This window comes from Paraburkholderia sp. HP33-1 (assembly GCF_021390595.1).
Lineage (GTDB): Bacteria > Pseudomonadota > Gammaproteobacteria > Burkholderiales > Burkholderiaceae > Paraburkholderia.
On record NZ_JAJEJR010000002.1, the window covers coordinates 314,975 to 336,904 of the forward strand.

Annotated in this window: 19 protein-coding genes and 1 pseudogene; 14 read left to right on the plus strand and 6 right to left on the minus strand. The window is 62.7% G+C overall.

The features are described 5' to 3' along the window. Positions 1 to 15 precede the first annotated feature (15 nt). Positions 16 to 1,233, minus strand: a complete 1,218-nt coding sequence (locus L0U81_RS33825; protein WP_442793452.1) for a formylglycine-generating enzyme family protein — start codon at positions 1,231 to 1,233, stop codon at positions 16 to 18. Further along, positions 1,222 to 2,118, minus strand: a pseudogene (locus L0U81_RS33830) (caspase family protein); the annotation flags it as partial. The pseudogene L0U81_RS33830 and the gene L0U81_RS33825, both read right to left, overlap by 12 nt. A 238-nt stretch (positions 2,119 to 2,356) precedes the next feature. Here L0U81_RS33830 and L0U81_RS17455 point away from each other — a divergent pair. The 9 genes from L0U81_RS17455 (at position 2,357) to L0U81_RS17495 (ending at position 15,045) form a co-directional block, all read left to right on the plus strand. Continuing rightward, complete coding sequence (locus tag L0U81_RS17455) at positions 2,357 to 2,848, plus strand: DUF4399 domain-containing protein (RefSeq protein WP_233804802.1); 492 nt, start codon at positions 2,357 to 2,359, stop codon at positions 2,846 to 2,848. A 46-nt stretch (positions 2,849 to 2,894) separates the two neighbouring features. Further along, the gene (locus tag L0U81_RS17460; protein WP_233804803.1) at positions 2,895 to 3,335 is read left to right on the plus strand and encodes a DUF4399 domain-containing protein; all 441 of its coding nucleotides are present in this window, start codon (positions 2,895 to 2,897) and stop codon (positions 3,333 to 3,335) included. A 251-nt stretch (positions 3,336 to 3,586) separates the two neighbouring features. Beyond that, positions 3,587 to 3,871, plus strand: a complete 285-nt coding sequence (locus L0U81_RS17465) for a hypothetical protein (protein WP_233804804.1) — start codon at positions 3,587 to 3,589, stop codon at positions 3,869 to 3,871. 317 nt (positions 3,872 to 4,188) lie between these two features. After that, entirely contained in the window at positions 4,189 to 5,601 is a 1,413-nt protein-coding gene (locus tag L0U81_RS17470) for an efflux transporter outer membrane subunit (RefSeq protein WP_233807803.1), read from the plus strand. Positions 5,602 to 5,840: 239 nt separating this feature from the next. Continuing rightward, on the plus strand, positions 5,841 to 8,447 hold the full coding sequence (locus L0U81_RS17475) for an FHA domain-containing protein (protein ID WP_233804805.1): 2,607 nt from the start codon (positions 5,841 to 5,843) through the stop codon (positions 8,445 to 8,447). Further along, entirely contained in the window at positions 8,425 to 9,798 is a 1,374-nt protein-coding gene (locus L0U81_RS17480) for an HlyD family efflux transporter periplasmic adaptor subunit (RefSeq protein WP_233804806.1), read from the plus strand. Before L0U81_RS17475 ends, L0U81_RS17480 begins: the two co-directional genes overlap by 23 nt. A gap of 37 nt (positions 9,799 to 9,835) precedes the next feature. Beyond that, entirely contained in the window at positions 9,836 to 10,588 is a 753-nt protein-coding gene (locus L0U81_RS17485; RefSeq protein WP_233804807.1) for a peptidylprolyl isomerase, read from the plus strand. A 39-nt stretch (positions 10,589 to 10,627) separates the two neighbouring features. Next, positions 10,628 to 13,696, plus strand: coding sequence for a peptidase domain-containing ABC transporter (locus L0U81_RS17490; protein ID WP_233804808.1), 3,069 nt, complete (start codon positions 10,628 to 10,630; stop codon positions 13,694 to 13,696). Further along, a complete protein-coding gene (locus L0U81_RS17495) occupies positions 13,690 to 15,045 on the plus strand; it encodes a sigma-54 interaction domain-containing protein (protein ID WP_233807805.1) in 1,356 nt (451 codons plus the stop codon). Before L0U81_RS17490 ends, L0U81_RS17495 begins: the two co-directional genes overlap by 7 nt. A 22-nt stretch (positions 15,046 to 15,067) precedes the next feature. Here the strand turns inward: L0U81_RS17495 and L0U81_RS17500 are convergent, their stop codons facing one another. Together L0U81_RS17500 and L0U81_RS17505 are read right to left on the minus strand one after the other, a co-directional pair. After that, a complete protein-coding gene (locus tag L0U81_RS17500; RefSeq protein WP_233804809.1) occupies positions 15,068 to 15,838 on the minus strand; it encodes a PP2C family protein-serine/threonine phosphatase in 771 nt (256 codons plus the stop codon). A 5-nt stretch (positions 15,839 to 15,843) separates the two neighbouring features. Continuing rightward, positions 15,844 to 16,131 carry a hypothetical protein gene (locus L0U81_RS17505; protein ID WP_233804810.1) on the minus strand — a complete coding sequence of 96 codons (288 nt, stop codon included), beginning with the start codon at positions 16,129 to 16,131 and terminating at the stop codon, positions 15,844 to 15,846. Between the two features lie 449 nt (positions 16,132 to 16,580). Between L0U81_RS17505 and L0U81_RS17510 the strand changes: the two genes are divergently transcribed. Both L0U81_RS17510 and L0U81_RS17515 read left to right on the plus strand, forming a co-directional pair. Then, positions 16,581 to 17,102 carry a lecithin retinol acyltransferase family protein gene (locus L0U81_RS17510; protein ID WP_233804811.1) on the plus strand — a complete coding sequence of 174 codons (522 nt, stop codon included), beginning with the start codon at positions 16,581 to 16,583 and terminating at the stop codon, positions 17,100 to 17,102. 40 nt (positions 17,103 to 17,142) lie between these two features. Continuing rightward, positions 17,143 to 17,394 (plus strand): hypothetical protein, encoded by a 252-nt coding sequence (locus tag L0U81_RS17515; RefSeq protein ID WP_233804812.1) that lies wholly within the window; start codon positions 17,143 to 17,145, stop codon positions 17,392 to 17,394. Positions 17,395 to 17,398: 4 nt separating this feature from the next. On the opposite strand, the gene L0U81_RS17520 is transcribed toward L0U81_RS17515, so the two are convergent. Then, on the minus strand, positions 17,399 to 18,277 hold the full coding sequence (locus L0U81_RS17520) for a LysR family transcriptional regulator (protein WP_233804813.1): 879 nt from the start codon (positions 18,275 to 18,277) through the stop codon (positions 17,399 to 17,401). Positions 18,278 to 18,617: 340 nt separating this feature from the next. Between L0U81_RS17520 and L0U81_RS17525 the strand changes: the two genes are divergently transcribed. After that, positions 18,618 to 19,109 (plus strand): DUF4126 family protein, encoded by a 492-nt coding sequence (locus L0U81_RS17525; RefSeq protein ID WP_233804814.1) that lies wholly within the window; start codon positions 18,618 to 18,620, stop codon positions 19,107 to 19,109. Between the two features lie 90 nt (positions 19,110 to 19,199). Here L0U81_RS17525 and tehA read toward each other — a convergent pair whose 3' ends face one another. Further along, positions 19,200 to 20,225 carry a dicarboxylate transporter/tellurite-resistance protein TehA gene (tehA, locus tag L0U81_RS17530; protein WP_233804815.1) on the minus strand — a complete coding sequence of 342 codons (1,026 nt, stop codon included), beginning with the start codon at positions 20,223 to 20,225 and terminating at the stop codon, positions 19,200 to 19,202. A gap of 191 nt (positions 20,226 to 20,416) precedes the next feature. On the opposite strand from tehA, the gene L0U81_RS17535 reads away from it, so the two are divergent. Continuing rightward, positions 20,417 to 21,463 carry a phytoene/squalene synthase family protein gene (locus L0U81_RS17535; RefSeq protein WP_233804816.1) on the plus strand — a complete coding sequence of 349 codons (1,047 nt, stop codon included), beginning with the start codon at positions 20,417 to 20,419 and terminating at the stop codon, positions 21,461 to 21,463. 185 nt (positions 21,464 to 21,648) lie between these two features. Then, positions 21,649 to 21,897, plus strand: a complete 249-nt coding sequence (locus L0U81_RS17540; RefSeq protein ID WP_129961873.1) for a hypothetical protein — start codon at positions 21,649 to 21,651, stop codon at positions 21,895 to 21,897. Positions 21,898 to 21,930: the final 33 nt, after the last annotated feature.

A 21,930-nucleotide genomic window follows, 5' to 3' on the forward strand; every position in this document is an offset into this window, starting at 1 on the left:
CGGGTGAAACCGCCCTTAGCGCAGATCCTTGACGACGCGAAAACCGTCCTGCGATTGACGCACGCCCGCGCTGTATTTGAAACGCGTCGCGCTGAGCATGTAGTCGCCGCCTTCGCGCCATGAGCCGCCGCGAATCACGCGCATCTCGCAGCCGGGGGTGTCCCACACGCGACCGTCGACAGGGGCGCCCTGATAGGAGTTGTGCCAGCAGTCGGCGGTCCATTCCCACACGCCGCCGTTCATATCGTACAAACCGAGCGGATTTGCGGCGAACGTGCCGACGCTTTCCGGTCCTTCCTTGTGCCACGGGTCGCCGCAGTCCTTGCAATTGGCGTTGCCCTTGCGCATCTGCTCGCCCCACCAGTAAGCGGTCGTGGTGCCGGCGCGGTCCGCGAATTCCCATTCGGCTTCGGTCGGCAGACGGTAGGGCTTGCCGGTCGTCCTGGTGAGCCATTTGACGTACTGCTGCGCGTCGTCCCAGCTGAGATCGCGTGCGGGTGCGAACTTGTTGCCATTGCTCTCCGGGGTCAGCCGCGGGCAGGCGTTTGCGGCGACGCACACATTCCATTGTTCGACCGTCACCGGGAATTTGCCGATCGCGAATGGCGCGCCAATGCTCACGTGATGCACGGGTTTTTCCGAGGGATCGTCGGTATTGCTGCCCATTGCGAACGAGCCTGCGGGTACCGGGACCATGATCGGGCAGGCCGCGCAATCGCGGATTTCACCGGCGGAGGGCGGATGGGCGACCGCTTTTTCCGCGAGCGGCGCGACGGCGGCCGTGGTGGGTGTCGCTGGGGATGGCGCGGCGGTGGGACGCGCTGGCGCCGGGGTCGCCGCGCTGGCTTGCGTCGCAGGACGCGCGACCTGTGCAGGCTGCGCGGGCGGCGCGACGTGACCGCTCTGCGTCGCGGGTGCGGCTGGCGGCGCAGCCGGCGTGGCACTCACCGCGGGACTCGATGCGGCCGCGCGCAATCGGTCGATACGCGCATGCGCGAGTGGCGCGAAACGGCCATTCGGATAGGCCTTCAGATAAGCCTCGTAATCCGCTGGGTAGTTGCTGTCCTTGATCGACTCCCAGAAGGTGATTTCGTATTGTTCGCCGCTTTCTTTCGGCATGATGCCGCGACTGCGCGGCGTGATGGCGGGACCGTCTGACATATTGGACGACTCGATGGCCGTTTCGCTTGCGGAAACAGAAGGAGCTGCAACAGAGAGCCACGGTTGCTGCATTCCGCTCGTGGCTGCGCGTACTTCAGCGGCAACGTGTCGAAACAACACGTCGAGCGGTTGAGACGATGTGCCGGCATCATGCAATGCCCGCAGCAAAGCGCCGGTATAGACGCCATGGCGTGGACCGTCCGCGGCGAAACTGCCCGGCGCGGTTGCATAGGCAATCACGGTGTTGGCAGAGATTTCCGGCCTGGTGATCGCGACCGCGGCGGGCGTGAATGGATTGTCGAGGCACGTATCGAGAATCACGAGATTCAGGCGGCTTGCGCGAGATGATTGCATCGCATGCAATACGGTCTTCAGATCGACGCTGCTATGGAGCAGCGATGCCGGTGCGGGCCTGTCGGCTCGCGCATCGGACCCCGCCGGCAGAAGCAGGGTTTGCCGGCCGATTTGCATACCGTGTCCGGCAAAATAGAACAGTGCCAGGTCGCCTTTCTGCAAACGTCGTTGAAATTCGTCGATGGCGTCGCGCATTTGCTGCGGCGTAGCATTCGTGCGCGCGATGACCTCGAAACCACGCGCACGGAGTGCATCGCCGATCGATCTGGCGTCGCGCGGCGCGTTGGAACGGAGCGGATTAATGGCATTGCCGTACTCGCCGTTTCCAATCACGAGCGCTACGCGCCGGGAAGGCGTGCCGTCGCGCGAGGAAGCAAAGGGTGACACGAGCAACGACGTTTGCGCCGTCGGCCCCGGATTACTCGCCACCCAGGCCGCGCGCGGCGCGATGCTTTCACGTTGTGTCGCGGCACCGGCACTGTCCCACGGCGCCTGGATTGCCCCAACCATGCACACCAGCAGGAATTGTCGCCACATCTTTATATCCTGTTTGTACCGGACAGAATTCAGGCATCCGTACACTGCGGTGCCTGTGCTGTTCATTAACGATAGCACGCGCTTTACGTCGCAACTGTCCGGGAGTCCTTAACGCGTCATACGGTTAACGAGCATTGCGTTTCTTTTTAGCAAGTTACGACCTAAGCTGATTCACAAAGTCGCGTCACACGGTCGTTTTAACTAGGTGGCTGTCCGTTGAATTCGACGTCGACATGCCGCTCGTACACCCGGAAGGCCATCGATAGCCGGGCCCAGCCATGACTCCTGTTCAGGAGAGTGCGCTATGCGAAGAACCCGTGTTTCCTTTCTTTTCGGCAGACGTCATCCGGCGCAAGCGCGTCGCGGCGGATGGCGCGTGGCGCTCGTCGCGGTATGCATCGGCATAGGATCCGGCGGCATTGCGCGCGCCGAGCAGACGCCGTCACCGCCCGGCGCCGAGGAGTACATCATCTGGCCGTCGGATGGCGCGGTGATTCACGGCGGCAAGCTGTGGGTGCGCATGGGGCTGCGCAATATGGGCGTGTGTCCGAAGGGCGTCGCGATCCCGAATACCGGCCACCATCATCTCCTGATCGACACGGATCTGCCTGCGCTCGATCAGGAGATTCCATCGGATCGCCAGCACCTGCATTTCGGCGCGGGCGAAACCGACGCGCGCATCGAGTTGCCGCCCGGCAAGCACACGCTGCAGTTGATCCTCGGCGACCACAAGCACGTGCCGCACGTACCGCCCGTGTATTCGAAGAAGATCACCATCACCGTGCTAAAAGACTAACGCGATCCGTTCGTTCGAACTGGTCAAGCCGGAACGGAGAGTCCTCATGAACAAGATCATTGCGCTCGCCGTGTTCGTCGCGGCGGCACTGACGGCATGGGCCGCGCCGCAACGCGCGTGGGCCGACGCGACGCCATCGCCGCCCGGCGCGTACGTCTATATCGGCTATCCGAACGATGGCCAGGTGGTGCCCGCCAATAAGCCCTTTCGCGTATGGTTCGGGCTGCGTTACATGGGGGTAGCGCCGAAAGGTGTGAAGTACCCGAACACCGGGCATCATCATCTTCTGATCGATACCGACCTGCCGCCGATGGATCAGGAGATTCCATCCGATCGCCAGCATCTGCATTTCGGCGCGGGCGAAACGGAAACGATGATTCAATTGCCACCCGGCAGGCATACGCTGCAGCTGTTGCTGGGCGACGACATGCATATGCCTCACCACCCGCCCGTGTACTCGAAGAAGATCACGGTGATCGCGCGCTGACTGTCACCATGCAGCCAACGATGTCGCGCGCACTGTTGGCTGCCATCCACCATTCAAGACTGTCCTTCTCTGGCCGGTTCGCGACAGAACGACTCGTGAAGGCTTCCAGACCCTTGCCATAAGGCGTTCAGGATCTCCATGAGGAAAGCGAGGCACTACTGGCATGACCCATGCGTCAGTAGCGCCCGAGCAGACAAGTTGCTCGAACCCCGACGCACAACGGTGCGCTTTCCCTTTCCAGGAGATTTGTCATGAACACGTTGATGATCAAGGACCTGTCCAACACCGAACAGCTCGACAGCAAGGCGATGAGCGCCGTGCGCGGCGGCAACGGCTACTACCCATTCCTCCCGTCGTACTTCAGCTCCTCGTACGTCTATTCGCCGACCAGCATCAAGAACGTCTCCACGACGCAGATGATCAACACGGAGATGGACATCCAAAGCGCGAACGGCAACAACTCGGCGTTCGTCGGGGGTACGACGACCAAGATCGAACCGCACGTCACCTCGAACAACTCGTCCTACGTGTACTGAGCGACGCAGTGCAGGCGCGGCCCGAGCGGCCGCGCGTGCGGCCCCCGCAACAGGCGAGTCGCTCAAAAAGACCGCTCATCCAATCGTCCTTTCCACGCATCCTTCGCGTATCGGCCGTTCCCCGCATCGACATTTCCACGGCTTCATTGCTGAAGCCTCGCGGAAACGGCTCGCCCTGAAAACCGGGCATCTCGCGCGAAACAGACGGATAGCATCGGAGACACAACGTGTCAGCACTGCCGGAATCATCGCTCGATTCGTCGTGTGATTCGCCTGAGTTCCAGCGGGTTTGCGCTGCAACCACGGCGCCGCGCGGCATAGCCCGCGTGCTGCGCGGCATCGGCGCGGCAACGCTGTGCGCGTTGGCGTTGAGCGCGTGCGTCGACGTCAGCATGCCGGCTTATCAACGCCCGGACACACCAGCCAAGACATCGTGGTCGGATAGCAAGGGCGCGCCGGTATCGGCTGCGGAGACGATCGAGCGCGACTGGTGGACGGGCTTCCAGGACCCCTATCTGAATACGCTGATCGACAAGGCGATCGACGGCAACTTCGATATCCGGGTGCTGGCCGCGCGTATCGAAGTCGCGCACACGCAAATCAGCGAGACACAAGCGGGCGCATTGCCGACGGTAGACCTCGGTGCCGGCGCCGACTACACGAAGTCGACCGGCCAGCCTTTCACGAAGACGTACAACCTCGCGCTGCAGGTGAATTGGGACATCGACATCTGGGGCAAAGTCGAAAAGGGCGTGCAGGCGCAAAAGGCCGAATTCCACGCGAGCGAGGCGGATTGGCGCGCCGGGTATCTCGAACTCGTCGCGAACGTGGCCAGTACCTATTTCCAGATCCTGCAATTCGACGACCAGATCGAACAGCAGCAAAAGACGATCACCACCAATCGGCAAATCCTGACGATCTACGAAGGCCAGGCGCGCAACGGACTCGTGCCGCAAACCCAGGTGTTGCGTCAGCAGGCGGAGATCAACCGGCTCACCCATGATCTGTATGAAATTCGCCGCTCCCGCGCGGTTGCCGACAACGCGCTCTGTACGCTGCTCGGCGTGCCGGCCGGCGAGTTCCAGGTGCCGCAGGGCCATTTGCAGGAGCGTGTGAAATTGCCGGCCGTGCCCGATGGGTTGCCCGCGCAGTTGCTCTCGCGGCGTCCAGACGTGGTGGCGGCCGAATTCAGGGTACTCGAGGCCTATGACCTCATTGGTCAGTCGAAGCTCGCGCAATTGCCGAGCATCGGCCTCACCGCGCAGGGCGGCACGGCGAGTTACGCGCTGAACCAGTTGCTGAAGTCGTTCACGTTCGGCTTGATGCCGAGCATCAACATTCCGTTGTTCGATCCGGGCGTGCGCGCGCATGTGAAGGTGACCGAGGCGCAATCCAAAGTCGCCGAGCAGCAATATCGCGTGGCCGTGATGGGCGCATTCGAGGAAGTGGAAAACGCGCTCGTCAATCTGAGTGCCCATAAGGCACAGCACACGGAATTGCAGCAGCAGGTGGCGCGTCTGCAAATCGTCGCGGATCAGATCCAGTCGCAATTGCGCCTTGGCGTCGTGTCGCAACTCGAAGTTTTCGAAGACGAGCGGACCCTGCTGGAGGCGCAACAGGCGCTGCTGGAAAACCACCAATTGATTCTGTCCGACACGGTAACGCTATATAAAGCGCTCGGTGGCGGCTGGCCGAGCATCGACGTGCAAGCGCAGGTCAAAGAGAAGTAACGGAGCATTGAGCTAATCCACGAGTTGGCGTAGCGCGCGGGCATTTCGTCTGCCGAGCGCTTACCCGCTGTCTTTTCAACCAACGATATCCAAATTGACACTCGCTATGCGTGACTTACAATCCTTAAGGAGTCAGCGTTTACCTGGCTCTTCACGACAACATCGTTGCGCCGTTGTTCTTCGTCCCGCTCACCCCGCGTGCTCGCTGCGGCGGGTAAACGCTTAGTGATCCAGATAAAATGGCCGCCGGCGAAGCTCCGATTGCTGAAATGCGCGCGACAGTAGACGCTGCCTTCGATGTCGTGTTGTCGCCGGTTGCGTGCGCGCAGCGCCCCACGCTCGACGCCATTCGTATCGTCGACAACCTGTTCGCCATCGGCCGCAGCGAAGCGCCGTTCAACGACTATCCCGCTCAATGGACTGCGGGTCTCTCGCGTCGGCACGCGCGCGTTTTCATCGAGCACGGTGCGATTTATGTTGCCGATCTCGGCAGCAAGAACGGCACGACCGTCAACGGCACCGCGGTGCGGCAAACTCCCGCGCGTGTGCGCGCGGGTGATGAACTCTGCTTCGGCGGTGAACTGTGCTATCGCGTCGGCGTCGAGCCGCGCGCGCGTATCGTCGCGAGTGGAAGCGCTTCTCCAGTCACGAATCTGTTGCTGGTGCCGCAGCGCGAAGACCTCGGTCTGCAACCGATTGACGTGCTGGCTTTTCCGTTTCTGGTCAGCAAAACGGACGAGGTTTTCTCGCGCTATAAGGACCGTTATCCGCACCAGGTCAATTACATTTCGCGGCGCCATGCGCACCTGTTTCTGAAGGGCGGCGAACTCTATGTGGAGGACCTGGGCAGCACGAACGGCACGTTCGTGAATGGCACGCGGCTCGACGAATCGGCGCTGCCGCTCGTGGAGGGCGACGTCGTTGCATTTGGCGGCGACCACTTCGTCTACAGGGTGTCGCTACAGAAATCACCCGACGTCGAGCCCACCGTGACCCAGCTTTCTCTGCGTCCCTCTGTCGATAGCGCTGCCGACGCCGACAAGACAACCTTCGTCGGCGCGGCGCATTCGTTCCTCGACATCTTCTGCGTCGATCCGGCGCTGCAACGCGAAGACGAAGTGAATGAGGCGGCGCAGCCGGGCTCAGCGCGTGCGAAGCGCGATGGCGCGGGAACGGCACATGGCGCGAAGACGACGAAAGGCGCGGCTAGCGCAAATGCTGCAAACAATCAAAACGGCACGGATGCAAGCAGCAGCAAAGGCGCCGCAAGGGGCAAGCCGCGCCGCTGGAAGATGGTCGCCGGCGAATTGCACAAGGCGTTCGCGGACGGCGAGCGCACCAATGTGCGGCGCGCAGCGGCGTGGGGTGGCGCGGGCGTCGCGATTGTCGTCGCGCTTGGCGTGGGCCTTTATCTGCACGGTTCATCGGAACGCGAGCTGAAGAACCTGCTCGCGAGCGGCGATTACTCGAGCGCCGTCTCGGTGGCGCGCGGCTATCTGGCCACGCATCCGGCGGACACGAAGATCAGCGCGCTGGCGAGCGAGGCGTTGTTGAAAGCGAAATTGCCGGGCTGGCTCGAAGCGCTGCAAAAGACGCAGTTCGACCGGGCCGACGCGCTGCTGAATGAGATGAAGGCGTCGAGCGCGAATAACACCGATGCCGCGTCGCTGGTCGGCCAATTGCAGTGGGTCGGCGATCTCGAACGCTTCGTCGCGGCGCGCGGCGGTGTCGACGCCCCGATCCGCATGTATGCGGACGAAGCGACGATCAACGATCTGTTGCACCGCTGGGACGACGACGCCACGAGTCATCAGCGCGCGCTCGACCGGATTGCGAGCTACGTGCCCGCTTTTGCGGAGCCCTACGCGCATACGCTCAGTCATCTGCGCAAGCTCGAAAGCGACGATTCGGTGTACGTCGCCGCGATCGACCGGCTCAATGGCGTGATCCATACCGAACTCGCGCGCGACAAACCCGACGCGCTGCCACCCGTGCTCGACGATTACGCGCAGCGCTATCCGCGGCTCGCCGAGCTCGATCGAGTGCGTGACGATTTGCGCCAATACACCGCGTTGCTGAATGCCGCGTTGAGCCGTCAATGGACGTCATTGCTCGCGATGATGAAAACGGTGCGCTTCAGCACACCGCCTTTTCAGACCCAGTTCCAGCAGCTTGCGGCGACGCGTTTGCCGTCGGCGGACATCGTTCGACGTCAGGACGCGGTCGATGCCGCATGGCGGCGCGGGGATGCGCAGCAGGCCCTCAACGATCTGCAGTCGATGCCCGAAAGCCCGTGGTCCGACGTGCTCGCGGCCGAAGCGGCGCACAAGAAGGCGTTGTCCGATCAATACAACGATTTGCAGAAAACGCGCGCGGCGAAGGATTTCGACGAGCGGCTGCTGTCGTTCTACGCGAGCCTCGATCCGCAAGCCGACGCATGGTTCGTGCAGTCGATACAGAAAGACGTCGCCGCATTGCATGACAAGGCGCTCGCGCATGCTCAGGATCTTTTTCTGCGCGCGCAAAGCTTGTGGAAGGAGTACCGCGCGAATGGCCCGATCGGTGGCACGCAGCGGCTCGAAGCCGGCATTTCGCCGGGCTTTCGCAACGAGGCACGCCTGCTTTCCGACGCGCAAACGGCGGCACGGCAGAGCATGCGCATCTATACGCAGCTGAAGGCCGATCATCCCGCCGACTTCGATCGCCTGCTGGCCGACATCGAAGCCGAGGCGAGTTTGCAGCGCCGCTCGTTGACCGAGTTGCGCATGGTACTGGACCCCGGGCTGTTGAAAGCGAAGCTCGCGTTGATTGGAGGCGATCAGAGTGAAACGCGACCCTCACCCTAAACCGTTGTCGGAGGCGCTCGAAGATCATAGCGTCGAAGGCATCGCGATTCTGACGTCCGAGCCGGTGCGGATTGCGCGCGCGCTGATCTGGGCGATGGTGGCGCTCGTCGTCTCGGGTTTGCTGTGGTCGTTCGTCGGCCGCGCGGATGTGATCGTCAGCGCGCCTGGCACGTTGTCGCCGGAATCAGAAGTGCGGCGCATCTATACGCCGATCGACGGCGAGCTCGCGGATCTGTATATCGCCGAGGGACAACCGGTGTCGAAAGGCGACGTGCTCGCGCGGCTCAATGCGCGCGGCGCGATCGAGGCCGCCAGCAATGCGTTACAGACGCAACTGAAACTCGAAGACGCTGAACGCGAGTGGAAGCAGTTTCCGGAGAAGAAGGCGTTGATGGAACGCAAGGCCGCGTCGCTGAAGGCGCAACTCGATGTCGAAGAGCGCTTGCACGAGAACCGGGTGTCCGAAGGCACGACGAAGCTTGCCGAAGGGCAGAAGGCCGAGCTCGACGAAGCGCGCAGCTCGCTCGACAATGCGCGCCGCGTGCGCGAAGCGGCGAATCAGGAACTGGATCGCTATTCGAGGCTGTTCGCGCAGCCGGGCGGCGGCGGCATTGCTGAATTGCAGGTCGAGCAGAAGCGCACGGCCGCGCTCGAAGCGGACAACGCCTACCGGGTCGCGCAATCGAAGCTGGCCGAACTCGATTTCCGCCTGAGCCATGAATACGCGCAGGCGAATGCCCAACTTGCGACGAGCGGCCAGCAGAGCACCGACCTGCAACTGCAATACGATTCGGCGGTGCGCGATATCACCGACGCGGAAGACAAACTGCGCGTGCAACTGCAAAGCGCGCGCCTCGAAGCCGATGCGGCCGCGCGCGTGCGTTTCGAGAACATCGACAAAGACAATTTTCTGCTGATTCTCGCGCCGGTTTCCGGCGTGATCACTGACGTCACGTCGACGCAGCGCGGCGACAAGATTCAGGCGAATGCGCCGCTCGGCGGCATCGCGCCAAAAGACGCGCGGCCCGTGCTGAAGATCGAGATCGCCGAGCATGACCGGGCTTTTCTGCACGAAGGACTGCCGGTCAAATTGAAGTTCAACGCGTTTCCTTACCAGCGCTACGGTTTGATCAGCGGAACGCTCGCGTATATCTCGCCGGCCACGAAGCCGTCCGTGCAGGACAAGCAACCGGTCTACGAGGGCCGCGTCACGCTCGACAGGGATTACTACCAGGTGGCCGGCACGCGCTATCCATTGCGTTACGGCATGACCGCCAATGCGGAAATCGTCGTGCGCGAGCGGCGCCTGATCGATCTTGGTCTCGATCCGTTCAGAGAGGTGGCGGGTTGAGCGGACGAATCAAACATCCACGAAAGGAGCGGAGCAAATGACCGCGATAGTGCGTATCGATGAAGAAGTCGTGGACGTGGACGAGTTCATTCGTCTTCTGAAACTGACCGGCCAGTTTGAGAGCCTGATCGAGCAGATCGTGCGCGACAAGCTCACCGTCCATGCGGCGAAGAAGCAGGGCGTTGCCGTCACTGCCGACGAAATCCAGCAACGCGCTGACCAGTTTCGCCGCGTACGCGGGCTGCATCGCGCGGCGGACATGAATCACTATCTCGACGCGCTGCACGTGAGCCTCGACGAATTCGAGGTGTTCATTACCGACGGGCTCTATCAGGAGAAGATGCTCGACGAGATCGGCAACGACGGGGCGATCCGTGATTACTTCGCCTTGAATTCACCCAAGTTCGACGCGATCGAAGTCAGCCATATCGTGCTCGATAGCGAGGGCAAGGCGAAGGAAATGATCTCGTACCTGCACGATGATCCCGACAGCTTCGCCGAGATGGCGCGCGAGCATTCGATTGCGGATACGCGCGAGTCGGGCGGTGTGATCGGGAAGGTGCTGCGCGGTTCGCTGAAGCCCGATATCGAGGCGAAGATCTTCAATGCGGCAGCGGGCGATCTGCTTGGGCCGTTTCCGTCGGCCGACCGCTCATGCTTCGAGATTTTCGCGGTGACGGCCAAGTATCCGGCCACGCTCGATGCCGACGTGGCCACCGAAATCCGCCGTTTGCTGCGCGAAAGCTGGTTGATCGCCCGCGCGCAGGAACACGTGATCGAAGCGCGCTAGTGCCCAACTAGCGCCCGATAAAGCGAGGCTCGCCGATACATGGACGCCCCCCAGACCGCGCCATCCGCACCCTCCACCGCCGAATTTCTCGCTTCGGTGGAGATCCTGTCGCCGTTCTCGCGCGACGAAATCGAGCGGCTCGCCGAAGCCGCGCAGGCGAAGTTCTATTCGTTTGGCGAAACGGTGTGCTCGGCTGGAGAAGTGGCCGACGGTCTCTATGTGATCCGCTCAGGCACGGTGCGTATCTTCATCGAGGAGCACGGCAAGGAAACCAGCATGGGCGTGCGCAAGTCGGGCGAGATCTTCGCCGACATTGCGATGTTGCGCACGTACGTTCACGAAGCATCGGTACGGGCGTCGGCCAGGACCGAATTGCTGTTCATTCCGCGCGCGGCAATCGAACCGGTGATGGCGGGCAACGCCGCCGCGCTCGCGTTCGTCGCCAGCTATGTCGCGATCAATTCGGCCGGCGGCTTCGTCGCGCAACTGTTCGATCTGCGCGGCAAGCTGAACAAGGCGGAGCTCGAGGAGTACGTGCGCAGCGTCGGCGCAAAGCGGGTGGCCGCCGGCAAGGAGATTCTCAAACAGGACAGCCGCGACGACAGGCGGCTTTATGTGGTGCGGCAGGGCCAGGTGCGCATTGTGCGGCAGGAAGAGGGCCACGACTACACGCTCGCGACGCTCGGCGAAGGCGAGATATTCGGCGAGAAGGCGTGCCTGATGCGCCAGGAGCAGATGGCATCGGTCGTCGCGGCCACCGACACGCGGTTGCTCGTAATCCCCGAGCGTACCGTTCATTTCATTCTCGAACGCAATCCGAAACTGCGCGAAGTACTCGATGAGCGCATCCGCTACGGCGAGCGTGAATTGCAGCGGCAAAAGCGGCTAGAACAGCGGCGCAAGCTGCCGCTCATGCTCGACCTGCAGAGCAAGCCGGAACTCGGCGAGAAGATCATCCGGCGCTTCGCGCTCGTCGAGCAGGCCGAGGAGATGGATTGCGGCGCCGCGTGTCTCGCGATGATCTGCCGCCACTACGGCATTCCGATGACGCTCGGAAAACTGCGCGAACTCGCGAACGTGACGACGCAAGGTGCGACGCTTGACAGTCTCGCGCGCGCGGGCGAGTCGCTCGGCTTCACGACGCGCGGCGTGCAATGCACGTTCGATTCGCTGCACGGCTTCGATCTGCCGTTCATCGTGCATTGGGAGGGATACCACTATGTGATCGTATACGGGCTGTCGAAAGACTATGTGTGGGTGGCGGACCCGGCACTCGGTTTCAGAAAGCTGAGCGTCGAGGACTTCGAACGGGGCTGGAGCGGTACCTGTCTGTTATTTACGGGCGGAGCGCAACTGTTGCAAATATCGGCCGCGCGCTCGCCGTGGATACGTTTTGTCGGCTATCTGAAGCCGTACCGCAAGATCCTCGGCTATCTGTTTCTCGCGACCTTCGTGATCCAGGTGCTCGGCGTGATTCCACCGCTGATTATCCAGAACATTCTGGACGGCGTGATCGTGCATCAGAACGTCAGTCTGCTGCATATGCTGATCGGCGGGCTGATCATCTCGAACGTCTTCACGCAGTTGATGTCGACGATTCGCGCGTATCTGGCGAACTTCATGGTGCGCAACATGGACTTCGCGATGATGTCGCAGTTTTTCAAGCATACGCTGTCGCTGCCGTTCTCGTTCTTCGCGAAGCGCAAGACCGGCGATATCTTCGCGCGCTTTCAGGAGAACCAGACGATCCGCGCGTTCCTGACTGAATCCACCGTGACGACTGCGCTGAATCTGCTGATGATCTTCATCTACTTCACGATCATGTTCGTGTACAACGTGAAGATGACGCTGGTGTTGATCGCGTTCGTGATTCCGATCATGGGGCTCACCGTGATCGCAACGCCGAAGATCAAGGGCTACGCGCGCGAGGTGTTCACGGCGTCGACCGAGGCGAAGTCATTTCTGATGGAAGCCCTCGCGGGTGTCGAGACCGTCAAGGGCATGGGCATCGAGAGGCCGGTGCGGCTGCGCTGGGAAAAGAAATACGCGAAGGCGCTCGAATTGCAGTATCGCGCGCACGCATTCAATATTATGGTCAGCTTCGGCAGTCAACTACTGAACGCGGCAACGACGATTGCGATTCTTTGGGTCGGCGCGAATCTGGTACTCGCCCGTGAATTGACGATCGGCCAGTTGATCGCCTTCAATGCGTTCATGGGCAGCGTATTGAGTCCGCTGATGGGCCTCGTCGGTTTGTGGAGCATGCTCAACGATGCGGGCGTCGCGATGGAACGGCTCGGCGATGTGCTCGATATCGAGCCCGAACAGAAGCCGCAGGATTTGCCCTCCCGCGTAATGCTGCCGGAGCTGCAAGGCGACATCAGCCTGCAAGGCGTGTATTTCCGCTATGGCGAAGAAGACTCCGCTTATGTGCTGGAAAACATCAGCTTCGAGATCAAGCCCGGTGAACTGGTCGCGATTGTCGGGCGCAGCGGGTCGGGCAAGACCACGCTCGCCAAGCTGCTGGTCGGCTTCTATCAGCCGAGCGAAGGCAAGATCACGATCGACGGCTATGACGCCGGTGTGATCGACAAGGCTTACTTCCGCGCGCAGATCGGCTACGTGATGCAAAGCAATCTGCTGTTCTCGGGCACGATTGCCGAGAACATCGCGAGCGGCGACGACGCGCCGGAGCGCCGCCGCATCGAGGAGGTCGCGAAAATGGCCGACGCGCACGGCTTCATCAGCAAAATGCCGCTCGGCTATGAGCAGATCGTCGGCGAGCGCGGCATCGGGTTGTCGGGTGGTCAGATCCAGCGGCTGTGCATTGCGCGGGCGTTGTATCACGATCCGCGTCTGCTCGTATTCGACGAGGCGACGTCGGCGCTCGACTCGCAATCGGAAAGCAATATTCTCGGCAATATGCACGACATCCTGAAGGGCCGCACGGCGGTCATCATCGCGCATCGTCTCAGCACGATCATGCGAGCGGACAAGATTCTGGTGCTGTATGAAGGCGCGATCGTCGAACAGGGCCGTCACGAGGAGCTGATCCAGCGCGGCGGCATGTACTATCAGCTGGTGCAAAAACAGTTGAGCGCATCATGAAGATACTCGACCAGATAGAAGAGGCGAGTCCCGCGATATCGTATGCGGGACTGATCGAACGGATCGAGATCCTGCGCTCGACGCTGCGCTGGTCGTCGCGGCTCGAGCGCGCGGATATCGACAAGCTGCTCAGGCAGGCCACTTCGTTGCGCGACGAAGTGATGCAGCTTTCGCACAAGGAGCGCTTCGTGCAGGCGGCCACCGCGGGCGAACCGCAGGTGAGCGCGGAGCAATCGCGTGGTGCGCGCCGCAAGGCGCTGCTCGAACGCAGTTTCATTTTCGAGGGGACGTTTGGCGACAATCCGCGTTTGCTCGAATCGCTCGAAATCGCGGAAAAAGCGGCGCCCACCGATTTGCCGGTGCTGATCGACGGAGAAAGCGGCACCGGCAAGGAGCTGATGGCGAAAGTGATTCACGCGAATGGCGCGCGTGCCGACAAGCCGTTCATTTCAGTGAACTGCGGTGCGATTCCGGACAATCTGCTGGAATCCGAACTGTTCGGGCATCGCAAGGGCGCATTCACCGGCGCATCGAACGACCGGAAGGGAAAATTCGAAAGCGCGCACACGGGCACGATCTTTCTCGATGAAATCGGCGAGTTGCCGCTCGCGGGCCAGGTCAAGCTGCTGCGCGTGCTCGAAGCGCACGAGATTCAACGCGTCGGCTCCGACGAGACGATTGCGGTCGATACGCGCATCGTCGCGGCGACCAATCGCAATCTGCGCAAGCTCAGCGAAGAAGGGCGGTTTCGCGAGGATCTGTTCTACCGGCTCAGCGTGATTCACGTGACGCTGCCGCCGCTGCGTGAACGCCGCGACGAGATTCCGCTGCTGATTGCGTGGTTCGGCGACGAAGCGGCGGGCACGCTGAAACGGCGGCCGGTCAGATTGACGCCGCGCCTGCGGGACTATCTGTTGAGCTACGCGTATCCGGGCAATATCCGCGAGTTGCGCAACGTGATGTATCGCATCTCATGTCTGGCGGGGGATATGGCCGACGTCGAGCATTTGCCGCTCGATATGCGGCCCGCTGGACCCGGCTCAGCGGCGGCGCAGCCGGACGGTGCGCAGGCGAGCGGCAAGGAGCCGATCAGTGTCGCGAATCTGATGTCACTGAGCGATGCGAAGCGGGCCGCGAGCGACGACGCCGAAAAAGCGTTCCTCGAACGGGGACTGCGGGAAGTGAGCGGGACGGTCGCCGAGCTGGCGCGGCGCATCGATATGAATCGCTCGCACTTGCAGATGCTGCTGAAAAAACACGGCCTGCATTCGAAGGACTTCCGCAATCGCAATGCGTCGCCCGCGAAATACGGTGCGAACGAGGGCGACGAGGAAGACGACGAAGGCTGAGTGAACCCCAACCTGAAGATCATCAGGGCGCCGGATTCAGCAACGTTTTCTCCGATGCATTCGGATCCTGCGCCTCGACCACCACCGCGGTGATATTGTCACGTCCGCCGCGGGCGAGCGCGAGATCGACGAGTTCTCCACACGCGTTTTCGCGTTGCGCCGAGGTCAGCACGTCCGCGATATCGTCGTTGCTCAGTTCGTTGCTGAGCCCATCGCTGCACAACAGGAACACGTCGCCGTCGGCGACCTCGATTGCGTCGTCGTCGAGTTCGAGCAGATCCGTCGCACCGACTGCGCGCGTGATCATGTGCTGCGCGGGATGATGACGCGCCTCTTCCTCGGTGATCACGCCGAGCGAGCGCAGCTCCTCGACCTGACTGTGATCGCGCGTCAGTTGCCGTAACTGTCCCGCGCGGTACAGGTAGATGCGGCTGTCGCCGGCCCATACGTAGCCGCAGAAGCGATCGCATGCGAGCAGCACGACCACGGTGCTGCCGATACGCTGCACCTGGCGGCGCGCGGCTTCGTCACGCAATTGACGGTTCGCGTTTTGCAGCCGCGCGCGGACATCGGCGATCAGCGTTCTGAGGCCACGCGGCGCCGCCAGTTGAGTTAACGCGTCAATCACGGTGCGGCTCGCAAGGTCGCCCACCGCGTGCCCGCCCATCCCATCGGCAACGGCCCAGCGTCCCGCTTCGGGCTCGTCGAGGCAGGCATCTTCGTTGATTTCGCGGACGCGTCCGGGATCGGAACGCGCGGACGACGTCCAGCGAAATTGGCTCGCGCAGCTCACAACGGCTACACCATATCGTTTCTGTTGCGTGCGTCCGGAGACACGTTGATGTTCGAGTTCGAGCCGGCGTTGCGCACGTCGACCGACTGGAACTGGTTGATCATCTGGTTAGCATAGAAGTTGTTGGAGACCTCGTACAGATTCACCACCGGTCCGATGCTCGGCGTTTGCGGCACGTACGGCTGAATCCAGCCATATATCCACGGCGCGCCGCCGCCGCCACGAATCGCCGCCATGGCCTTGCGATCGAGCGCGAGGTTCAGCGAGAGGTCGTTCAGTTTGATGCAGGACATGTCGTTCTCCGGTTGGCCGCGTGTGCAACGCGCGCGGTTGAATGGACGCTGCCCAGATAGTGCAAGGGCCATGCCAATCGGGGGCGGATTGCACGCGGAGCCCGCAGCGCATTGACTGGCGCGCCTTGCGCAGGTTTGGCCTGATTGCGGCCGACACGATGGGTCGGCTCGCACCCAACAAGCCCGCATTCCAACAGGTGCCGGACCCAACACATTCATCGGCCTCCCACGCATCCTTCATCGATGCGAATTCACCGCGCGACACGGCGCGCGAATGAGTGTCGCCCGCCAACAGATCAGCGCGATTTCTGTTGGCCTCGTACTGACATTTCCCTATTCAGAAAATCGCTCGGCGAGCCGTCAGCCCTGTAAACAGGGGCTTTTCGGCACATGGCCCGGATGATGCAAAAGCTCTCGCAACAGTGTTGGTAATGCGAACGAGGCCAGCCATGAACACCCAAATGCTCGACACCCGCGACGACGATCCGCAATCCGCAGCCGCTTGCGACACCGCATCATCGACGATCGATCTGCCGATCGGCTCGCATCTGGTCACGCAACGCAACGGCTACGAACATCACGGCATCTATGTCGGCAACGGCCGTGTCGTGCATTACGCGGGCTTTGCCGGCTCCGCGCATCGCGGGCCGGTCGAGGAAGTCGAACTGGCGCGCTTCGCCGCCGGCCATTCGCTGTCGATCCGCCCAACGCCGAGCGCAATCTACGTTGGCGCCGAAGCGGTGAGCCGGGCTCGCTCGCGCCTCGGCGAAAACCGCTATCGCCTGCTGACCAACAACTGCGAACACTTCTGCGCGTGGTGTCTGCTCGGCGAAAGCCGCAGCGAGCAGGTGCATTGCTGCCTGCGTCATCCGCGCACGGGCATGCGCGCGCTGCTGTGTCTCGTGAAGGCGTTCGTCGAAAGCGGGACGAGCAATGAACACTGCGTGGCACAACTCGCGCAAGTCGCGTGAACGCGGCGCGTCGCCAACGGGACGATTCGAGGAGAGCATCATGATTGCCGCGGAAAACAGCTTGCATTGGGTCGTCGACAAATGGCTCGCGCCCACGCCGTCAATGCCTGCGCGCGTCGTGCGGTTCTGCCATCGCGCGTCGCAACGGCAACGCTACGTCTGCGTGCAGGCGTTGAAGCCCGAAGGACTGCTCTCGATCTTCTTCTTCCGCCACGGCGACGGCTCGTGGAACGTGTTCCCGCCGCAAGCCGAGCGGCCCGCGATGAACCGGCAATGCCGCACGGCGGCGTAGCAACTCAAGCGCGGCCCGGCGTGGCCGCTTCCTTCGCGATCCATTGACTGAACAGCACCATGGCCGGTGTCATCGGCTTGCCTTTCAGGCAGGTCAGCCAGTAGCTGCCCGCCTCTACCTCCACGTCGAACGGGCGGACCAGACGCCCGTTATGGATCTCACGTTCGAACATCAGCGCGGGCGCGAGCGCAATGCCCGCGCCCTGCATCGCCGCCTCCACCATCAGCCGCGACGAATCGAACACCGGCCCGCGCACCGGCCGTGGCGCGATGCCCGCGGCCGCGAACCAGTTCATCCAGTCGTCCATGCGGTACGAGCGCAACAGCGTTTCGTTCGCCAGATCGTCGGGCCGCGCGAGGCGCGCGGCGATCTCGGGCGTGCAGAGCAGCGCGAGCGGCGCGTCGAGCAGCTTCGTGGCGAGCGAGCCGGGCCACGTGCCGTCGCCGAAACGGATCGCGAAATCGAGGCCTTCGGTTGCGAGGTCGACGAGGTTGTTGTTGGTCAGCAGCCGCAGTTCGACGAACGGATGCGCGTCGCGAAACGACTTCAGGCGCGGCATCAGCCAGCCGACCGCGAACGTGCCGACTACGCCGACCGTCAGCACCTCGTGAAAATGGCCGCCGTCGAACTGCTTGAGCACCGCCTCGATGCGATCGAATGCGTCGGACAGCACCGGCCGCAGCGCGCGCCCTTCGTCGGTCATCGCGAGGCCGCGCGGCAAACGCTTGAAGAGCGCAGTGCCGAGCCGCTCTTCCAGCGAGCGGACCTGCTGGCTGACCGCGGCCTGGGTCACGTTCAGCTCTTGCGCGGCGCGCGTGAAGCTCAGATGCCGCGCGGACGATTCGAACGCGCGCAACGCGTTCAGCGGGAGATACGGTCGCATGGTGCAGATATTAGATTTTCTTGCGAGGCGGCTAACTTATCATCATCTGCCCGCCTCGCCGACTTCGCGGCTGTAATCCGCCAGTCGAATTGTGCGACACTAGGGCCACATCGACGGGGGCAACCGCCCGCTCGGCGCAGCGCCAGACGCGCGGTAGCGAGTCGGCGGCAAAGAGCCGGAAATCGTGAGCAACGGTGAATGGCGACTGCGGATTGCCTCGATGTAGGTCGTGAGAAGTTGACTGTCCAGATGGAATGCTCGACATGTTCTGCCGACGTTCGTCCAGGTAAGCCGTCGGCTCGTGCAACCGTGCATCATTGCCCTCGATCGGGAGTCCGCTATGTCCGTGTATGTACTGGCCTTGCTCATCGGCGTCGTCGCCGGCCTTCGCGCGATGATCGCCCCCACCGCCGTCAGTTGGGCCTCGCGTCTGGGATGGCTGCCGCTGCAAGGCACGCCGCTCGCGTTCCTCGGCTTCGCGGCCACTCCGTATATCTTCACCGTGCTGGCGGTCATCGAGCTGGTCACGGATCAATTGCCCGAAACGCCGAGCCGCAAGGTGCCGCTCCAGTTCGGCGCGCGCATCGTGCTCGGCGCGCTGAGCGGCGCGGCGATCAGCGGCGCGCATGGTGGTCTCGCGGGAGGCTGGATCGTCGGGGTGCTCGGCGCGGTGGTCGGCGCCGTCGGCGCGGTGATTGGCACGCTCGGCGGCGCGAAGGTGCGCAGCTCGCTTGCGAACATGTTCGGGCGCGACGCGCCGGCGGCGTTGATCGAGGACGTGGTCGCGATCGTCGCCGCGGCGTTGATCGTCGTGTCGCTGCACGGCTTCTGACACGAACGCAAACGCGGCGGGACGCTTTTCGCGTCGCCGCCGCGTTCGGTCGACGAGTTTGACTGATCGACTGGCGCCGTGCCCCGCCGCTTAATGAGCCCGGGCGATTCGCGCGGCCGGGTTGACTTGATTGACCGCCACTGCTGCCGTCGTCGAACTCGCCGCCACGGGCGGGATCAGTTTGCCTCGCACGATCAACTGAAGGGTCTTCACCACCAGAATCGCAATGATCGCATTCGACACCACGAACAGAACCGGTGCCGCGAATTCGATCGGACCCGTCGCGCCGCGTTCGACGAGACGCAGCGCCATCGTCGGCAACGCGGCCACGCCGAAGCTGAAGGCCCAGTAGCCGGGCACGAACGCCTGTTGGCGAATCCACGGCAACAAACGCAGCAACAGCAGCGCCTGATACAGACCGTAGCCGAGCAGCGCGTAGGCGAACAGATCGGGCGTGCCGGTGGTGAGGCTCATATACGCGACGCCCCCGACGACCGGCGGTGCGAGTTGCACGCCGAGGGTCGGGCGCAACGCTTCGGGCAGCGGTTCATGTACGGCGGCGCGATGCAGGATCATCGATTCGAGCGCGAGCCATGCCAGCATGCCGCCGCCGAAGAACAGCTCGCCGAGTTGATGAAAGCCGAACGCCGACGATGTCGTCGCCGCGACGAAACCCGCTCCGACCGTCGGCAGATAGATCGCCGGCGTGGTCGTTTCGGGCTTGCGGCCGCCTTGCCACAGCTTTCCCTGCAGATAGACGCCGAGCGCCAGCTGCCCGAGCGCCGCGATGCCGAACAGCGTCAGCGCGAGCCTATGCGCATACGGCTGCAGCAACTGCGCGGCGAGCAGCGTCGAAAGCGGCGCAAGCGCGACAAACGAGGACTGCACTGGATGTTCCAGTTCCGCGCGCGCCTCGGCGGTCCGCGTGAACCACTTGTGCCCGTAGGCGAGCAGAAGGACGACCCAAACGGCGAGCGCCGCGACCGTCACGACGGTGCCCGCGACGGCGGGCAGATGCCACAGGCGGATTGCCACGCGCCACAGGTTGGCGAGCGCCAGCGAGCCCACCGCGATCCCCAGGAAGCCAGCGGGAACCGCACCACGATTGCTGTACATGACGAGCCTCCGGAAGTTGCGACGCGCTGCGGTGTGTTGGCTTGGCGCGATCGATGGCCTACTGTAAAAGGCCGCGGAGAAACGCAGAACGCTGGAAACGCTCGATAAATCGCGCGATCGTCTCAAGTACAATTCGGCGGCGCCTGATCCCCGCGGGCTTGCACCCGCCTATTTGCCAACCGATCCAACCCATGCCGAATCCGACCCGGGCCTTTCTTCTGGGCCCGCTCCTGAAAGGCGTATCACGCTCCTTCTATCTGACGCTGCGCGTGCTGCCCATCGGCATGCGCGATCCGATCGGCCTCGCGTATCTGCTCGCGCGCGCGGCCGATACGATTGCCGACACCTCGCTGATCGCGCCGGGCCAACGCCTCGAATTGCTGCTCGCGTTGCGCGATCAGGTCAATGGCGTGGCCGTCGACAGCGCGCCGTTCCAGCGCATCGCCGAGGAAGTCGCGGGACAGCAGGCACAGTCCGATGAAAAGCTGCTGCTCGAATCGTTGAGCCCCGCACTCGACGTGCTCGCGCAACTGAGCGAGTCCGACCGCCACGCGGTGCGCGGGATCGTCACGACGCTGACCGAGGGCATGGAATTCGATTTGCGCACGTTCCCCGATGAACGCTCCGGCCAGCTCGCGGCGCTGCGCGAATACGACGAACTCGATCGCTATACCTATCTGGTCGCGGGTTGCGTCGGCGAGTTCTGGACGACGATGACTTACGCGCACATGCCGGGCACGCTGAAAGAGCCGCCCGACACGATGAAGCACCGCGGCGTGCGTTTCGGTAAGGCATTGCAGATGACCAACGTGCTGCGCGATTGCGGTAAGGACTTGCGCATCGGCCGCTGCTATCTGCCGCAGAGCATGCTCGAGCGCCACGGCCTGAGCGCGCGCGATCTGCTGCAACCGGCCAATTCGATGCGCGCGCGGCCGCTGCTCGTCGAGCTTGTGCGCAAGACTCTCGAGCATTTCCGCGCCGCGCTCGACTATACGCTCGCGATTCCGGCGAGCGCGGTGCGCTTGCGGCTCGCGTGCCTGTGGCCGATCCTGATCGGCCTCGACACCTTGCTGCTGCTCGCGGATAACGACGCGTGGCTCGATCCGGCGAAAGTGTCGAAGGTGACGCGCCATAGCGTGTATCGGATCATCGCGTCGTCGCTGCTGCTGGTGCCGTCGAATGCGCTGGTGCGCAATGCGATCGAGAAGCGAATCGGGCGGATCGAAGCGCGGCTGTAAGCGTAAACGCCTACGGTGACGCACATGGACTACGCGCATCGAATATATCTGAATCGCTTCAATGCACTACGAATCGCAAACGGTGCTCGAGGTTTATTCTGGATCATTGAATATTCAACAATCGGGAAAGCCCCAGGCCACTGCATTCGCGCTTCGCGTTAGTCTCTTCGAAAAGGAGACGATCCATGCGACAGGCGTTCAATATTGCGTTGGTGCTTTTGCTTGGTTATCTGATGGCGGATCGGGCGTTGATGCGTGCGCAAGCTGGCGAGGTCGGTACGATTACGTGCCACCAGGGCGCGGCGCTCGTCAAATCAGATGCGTTGAAAAAGGGCTTTGGAGACGCTGGCGCGAGCGCGCAGAGCGAGAGCTTCCTGTCGAGTTGCCTCGTGACCGGGCGTGGCCAGGTCGGCAATCTGATCGCGCGCGACTGAGCGCCGGCAGCGCAGGATTCATCGCGGCGCACA